This window comes from Microcoleus sp. AT3-A2, from assembly GCF_036705685.1.
In the GTDB taxonomy this organism is placed as follows: domain Bacteria; phylum Cyanobacteriota; class Cyanobacteriia; order Cyanobacteriales; family Microcoleaceae; genus Microcoleus.
The window spans coordinates 1-5,057 of the sequence record NZ_JAUBVF010000120.1; the positions used below are offsets into that span (position 1 = coordinate 1).

The following is a 5,057-nucleotide window of genomic DNA, read 5'->3' on the forward strand; positions in this document are numbered from 1 at the left end:
TTTATACGCCCTTTATTTCACATTTTGGTACAGAATGCAAGGGCTTATTGAGAATGGTGCAAGATCTCAGTTAAAACGAACTTTGAATGGCAAGAGCACCTTAGCTAACAAGGAGAGAGGCTGTATGGCTCAAACAAAGAACGATTCAGAAATCTTGCCGGAGGATTTTAGTAACCCATCCGCAGATAACGCCTTAATCGAGCCGAAACAAGACCGATTAGGATATGCACCCTTCGCCAAACATCTTGCAGACAGTATTTGCCAAATGAACTTTCCTGAAGGGTTCGTTATTGCAGTTTACGGTTCTTCAGGTTTTGGCAAATCGACACTATTGAACTTTTTAACGTACTATCTCAAGCAAAAGCCAGAGAGCGAGCAACCTATTATTGTCCCTTTTAATCCCTGGTTATTTTCGGGAAACGAAGACATTACAAGGCGCTTTATTGGTCAATTACAGACTGTTTTGAGCCAATTTAAAGCTGTCCCCAAAGGCTTCCTAGGTCGAATAACCAATCTGGCTAAAGCAGTTTCTGAAATTCCTCTTCCTTACGCTCAAGCTAGCAAAGCAATTGTAAAATTATTTGACGATAAAGAAAAGGAAACTTCCGAGTTAAAAGAAGAAGTCGAAGATACACTAGAAAAGCAGCATCCGCGAATCGTAGTAACCATTGACGATATTGACAGGCTCACCGCTGAGGAGATCAATCAATTATTTCATCTTATTAAAGCAATTCCCAATTTTACTAACGTTGTCTATTTGCTCGTTTTCGCTCAAGAAGTAGTCATAAAAGCCCTCGCAGATACACAACCTCTACCCGGAGAAGTCTACCTCGATCAGATTGTTCAAACTTCTTTTGAGTTACCTCTGCCAGATAAAACCTCACTCCGCAGGCTACTTTTTGAAAAACTCAATAGCATACTGACTGACGCGCCAAAGCCACTATTCAATCAAAATCGCTGGGGCAATATTTATTTACAAGGGATAGACCACTTTATTACCAATCCTCGCGACATTGCTCGTCTGACCAACATCTTAACCGTGACATACCCAGCGGTGAAAGGTGAAGTGAACCCAGTTGATTTCATTGCTATTGAGTCCCTGCGAGCCTTTCGCCCAATGATATATGACATAATCCGCAAAAATCCTAAATTCTTTGCGGGAAACGCGGATGCGAAAGGTTCTCTAATTCCGACATTGGACGAACTCAAAGATTTTCACCATTCGTGGCTGGCTCAGTTTAAAGATGAGGAGAAAGAACGAGTTAAACGGTTGCTATTGCACCTTTTTCCTAAATTGGAAGCCGTTTGGCATAATACTTACTTCCCTGCACAAGACGATTCAATATGGCGCAAGCAATTACGTATTTGCAGCTTAGATATATTTCCCAACTACTTCCGTCTGGTATTAACAGAAGCTCAATTCTCTGATGCTGACATTAAAGCAATCTTTGACTTGGCAAAAGATGCAAAGGCATTTGGAAAAAATCTTGTAGAACTCGCTCATCAAAAATGCTCTAATGGCACTACGCAAGCTCGATCATTTCTTGAACGACTTGAGGATGACACTGAAAAAGAAATACCTGCCAATTGCATTCCTTCAATTGTGAAAGCTTTGTTTGATGTCGGCGACCAGCTTTTGCCTCCCGAAGACGAACCGCAGGGAATGTTTGATTTTGGGAATGACATTAGAATTGAACGCCTGATCTCACAACTGTTGCGTCGGATTGACGAACAAGCACGGTTTGAAACCTTGAAAGAGGCAATGTCAAACGGTAACGCCTTATCCATAATTGTACACGAAGTAGCAGCCTTGGGTCAGGAACAAGGTAAGTATGGAGTCGATGAATCTATCCCCGAAGAGGAATGGCTCCAGAGTGTAGAACACCTTAAAGAACTTGAAGGAATAGCCTTGAAGCGGCTGCGAGATGCTGCACAAGGAAACTCCCTACTGCAATCCCCAAAGCTCTCTGAAAATTTACACTATTGGCAAAGTTGGGCAGGAGAAGAGGAAGTCAAGCAATGGGTTGAAAAGATTATTGATAATGACGAAGGGCTAGTTAATTTCTTGGAGAAGTTCCTGCAAAAATATTTTAGCGAGTATGGGTCGAACGGGACTCAAAAAACAGGCTACGGACTTGCCCCTAATTGGCTCGAACCCTATCTCGAACCCTCCTTGATTGTTGAGCGAATTAGCCGCCTTGATGAAACGAGCGAGTTAACAGAAGATCGGAAAAATGCGATCGCCCAATTTCTCCGAGAATATGAGATGCAGCAGCAGGGAGAAGGCCGGGATTAGGCAAGGATGTAGGCGATCGAATAAGAGTGCTAGAGCTCGCTCCAGTAATCCAAAGGATGTGGAGGATATCAGGGTAAACGCATCTTAAATCAATAGTTCGGACAGTTTTTAAGCAGCCAGAGTACCATAAGACAAGACTGAAGGAAGGTTAGGGTGATTTAAAATCAAATCCGGGTCTAAATCTAACTTATCAATAAAGGTATAAAGTAGATGCGCGATTTTATTCCAGACGTTTATAAGAGGCCATAGAAAACACAAAGGATTTGGCAGATGAATGACAACTAGATAGTTCATGTTTAGCTAAGTTTAAGGCAATTAGACTGGCAGTAAAATGAAAATCAAGCCGTGGTAAATGACGAGCTTGACAATCTGACAATCCAGTAAATTGCTTGGCATCACGAAAGATAAATTCAATCTGGAAACGAGCCTGATAATATTCAAGAATTTGCTCAGGTGGTAGATGAATATCAGTGCTAAATAATCAAGTATTTTTGATTTCCCCATTGGCTTGAACCTCAGAAATACAAGCCAAGCTAATTTGGCAATTTAAACAACAACTCCAGACTACTAATGTATATAATGAAACTCCCGGTTTTATTTCTTTAACAAACTTAAGACGACTCAGATCTTGGCAGTCAACCTTACCATCATATTTGCGAGGTGCTCCCAGTTTATTTTGTTCACCTGTATAGAGATAGCCTAGGTTAGCATCAACCCGCTCGCTTGCCAATAAAGTCTAAATTCAACTCCCGCACAGCCTCCCATAATTTAGAGCGATAGTAATAGCCATCAGCCACCAAATAACGTACAGAAGTTGGGAAGGAACAACGAGTATTCTTGAGATGTTTTGCATAGTCATCAACTCTTGTGATGTCAGGCGTTGAGCTTTGAAACTCCGGTTTTTTGCGAGATTTTTTTGAGCAGCTATTATTCGGTTTTTGTGGCAGTTTTTTCACGGGATCTATTTGAGGACGTGATGGAGTTTTTTGCACGCTTAAGCTATAAAATAAACGAGTCTCAATTTCGACAATAGAAATCACAGAAATTTCCAATCCCTGTTCCGATTTACCAGCTACACCCTTATAAAAATAAGCCTTGCCGTCAGTTTTTTTGCCACTTTTTCTTAAAAAAGAACAATCAATAACAGCAATGACTGTGTGTTCAGGATTTAAAGCAAGTTCCGTGGAAATATTGATTAAATTGTGGAAAATTAAAGCTTTTGAGAAAGTGACGACGGTAGGTTTTTTCGCTCAAACAACTATAACGACTGAGATTTGTGAAGTTGACCTTGCCATAAGCCAGCAAGATAGTTGAGAATAAAGTGATTAAAAACTTCTTTTGGGGTTGACTAATCCCTGGCATTTGTTGTAAGATGGATTCAATGATTTTCATAAGGCAATCAGTTTAGCTTGTGTGTTTTTATAGCTTAACCGAAAAGAGTGCCTTTTTTTCTGTTAATTTTGGGTTCAGATTGCACTCACTTTTTTCACTTCTCTGCTGAAAAAGTGATCGTATCCCTCTTTAAAAACTGTCCGGAGTATTGATTATCCACAAATATAAAAATAGTGGAAAATTATTTTTAGCGCTTATTTGATGGTGAGTCTCCACTCTGAACAAATTCTAAAATTACCACCACAAGCTGAATCTAATTTTTAATCACATCCAGGTGGGATCAAGGAAAGGGTTGGAAGAAGATTCTTAACAACCTCCGTTTAATACTTCAACCATTTGTACTATTTAATTTTATTAAAAATTGGCTACAAGTTTTTACTGTTCCTAAGTTACCCGATGGCTTTTTTAAGCTTCAAATGCTTGTCAATAATTTAACTCGTTCAATTTTTCAAAACCTCAATATCCCTTATGGCAACTTTTCCTCTGCGTAGAGTGACACAAGAGGGTTAAGACCAGGTTGGCAGAATTGTTAAATACTTGGCAAGGTCATGTGGGTCATGCTGCTGGACTGTCCGCAGCGCTCGTTGCGTGAGAAAGCACATCAATGGTCGTACTTTTTGGGAGCGTGTCACTTTTGCGATAAGCATAAATACTTAAGCAGCTTTGGGTGATTTACCAATTAAGCCGTTTAAGTAAGCACATCGATGAGCTAATACTTGCCCAACATGTTCTGATTTCCAACTTGCTCCAGATATTTTAATCCGTCTAGCTATTTGCTTAATTCCTGATTCTACTGCGCCAGAGCCAATTGAACAAATTCCGTCTCTCTGGAAAACTTCATAATTAATAATTCTTTCCTGATGCTTTTCTAAATACTTACAGAAGTTAATGGCTGATTTTTTCTTTAACTCTGTGAATAGTGCTATTGCACTTGGGACATTTCCTTGCCATAAATATGTTTCGGCTTGCTTTAACCGCTTAATTGAACCACCCACATAAGTGAAGATTTTCATTCAGATGATACCAATCTAAGATTTCTCTTCTGTTCTGTTCACAACTAATTTCCTTGAATATATTCCAGACTCCATCATGTCCATCACCTAGACAAGTTACTGGGTTTGCTAGTGGTTGTTGATTTGCCCAATCAATAATCATATTATTTTGGTCGAAACTAGCTACTATTCCCGCCTCGGAAACAATTGCTTTATAGTCTTTCCACTCAGATTTTTCTCCTTGTGGTGTGATTAACCGGGCTTTGCCACCATCTACACTTAGTTCAGTAATATCTAATGTTGCTAGTACAGCTCGGCGTAAATACACAGACTATTAGGCCGCCAAGACTTTACCCTTATATGTCCACTTAAAAGGC

General features: G+C 39.9%; 5 protein-coding genes and 1 pseudogene. 2 read left to right on the forward strand and 4 right to left on the reverse strand.

Going from position 1 to position 5,057, the window contains the following annotated elements; translation table 11 throughout:
* The first annotated feature begins 124 nt into the window (after nucleotides 1-124).
* Nucleotides 125-2,296, forward strand: coding sequence for a P-loop NTPase fold protein (locus QUB37_RS29105; protein ID WP_333168664.1), 2,172 nt, complete (start codon nucleotides 125-127; stop codon nucleotides 2,294-2,296).
* Nucleotides 2,297-2,516: 220 nt separating this feature from the next.
* Here QUB37_RS29105 and QUB37_RS29980 read toward each other — a convergent pair whose 3' ends face one another.
* Together QUB37_RS29980 and QUB37_RS29985 are read right to left on the reverse strand one after the other, a co-directional pair.
* A complete protein-coding gene (locus QUB37_RS29980) occupies nucleotides 2,517-2,762 on the reverse strand; it encodes a transposase (protein WP_445300072.1) in 246 nt (81 codons plus the stop codon).
* Nucleotides 2,763-3,006: 244 nt separating this feature from the next.
* Nucleotides 3,007-3,507 (reverse strand): transposase, encoded by a 501-nt coding sequence (locus tag QUB37_RS29985; protein ID WP_445300073.1) that lies wholly within the window; start codon nucleotides 3,505-3,507, stop codon nucleotides 3,007-3,009.
* 355 nt (nucleotides 3,508-3,862) lie between these two features.
* Here QUB37_RS29985 and QUB37_RS29115 point away from each other — a divergent pair.
* Nucleotides 3,863-4,179, forward strand: a pseudogene (locus QUB37_RS29115) (IS701 family transposase); the annotation flags it as partial.
* Nucleotides 4,180-4,341: 162 nt separating this feature from the next.
* Here QUB37_RS29115 and QUB37_RS29120 read toward each other — a convergent pair.
* A complete protein-coding gene (locus QUB37_RS29120; protein WP_333168667.1) occupies nucleotides 4,342-4,701 on the reverse strand; it encodes a hypothetical protein in 360 nt (119 codons plus the stop codon).
* Entirely contained in the window at nucleotides 4,667-5,008 is a 342-nt protein-coding gene (locus QUB37_RS29125; protein ID WP_333168669.1) for a hypothetical protein, read from the reverse strand. The genes QUB37_RS29120 and QUB37_RS29125 overlap by 35 nt, the downstream gene beginning before the upstream one ends.
* Between the last annotated feature and the right edge of the window lie 49 nt (nucleotides 5,009-5,057).